Origin of the sequence: Pseudomonas sp. SIMBA_068 (assembly GCF_046534705.1) — a bacterium.
In the GTDB taxonomy this organism is placed as follows: Bacteria; Pseudomonadota; Gammaproteobacteria; order Pseudomonadales; family Pseudomonadaceae; genus Aquipseudomonas; species Aquipseudomonas putida.
Genome location: NZ_JAWRYI010000602.1, coordinates 1 through 268 on the forward strand (window position 1 = coordinate 1; position 268 = coordinate 268).

Consider the following 268-nt stretch of genomic DNA (forward strand, 5'->3'; position numbering starts at 1 on the left):
GGTGGACAGCACCGGAAAGTGATGAGGCGATCAGTAGTGAGTCGATGCGTATCCTCGACCTGTTGCTCAAGGAAATGCCGCTGAAGCGGGCTGCTGCTTTGGCTGCGGAAATCACTGGCGAGCGCAAGAATGTGCTGTATCAGGTGGCCCTGGATAAACAGAAAGAACAATAAATTGCGTAGCAGGGTGGCCAAAGGCTTTTAGCGCTTGTTCTTCGTTCGCTCTGCCGTTAACCTGCGCGGCGGAGAGTCGATTGGACAGTCGCTGC

1 pseudogene is annotated in these 268 nt (G+C 54.9%); it reads left to right on the forward strand.

Annotation, left to right across the window (positions count from 1 at the left end):
* A pseudogene (locus tag SB756_RS30600) lies at nucleotides 1-173 on the forward strand (16S rRNA (cytidine(1402)-2'-O)-methyltransferase); the annotation flags it as partial.
* Nucleotides 174-268 lie beyond the last annotated feature (95 nt).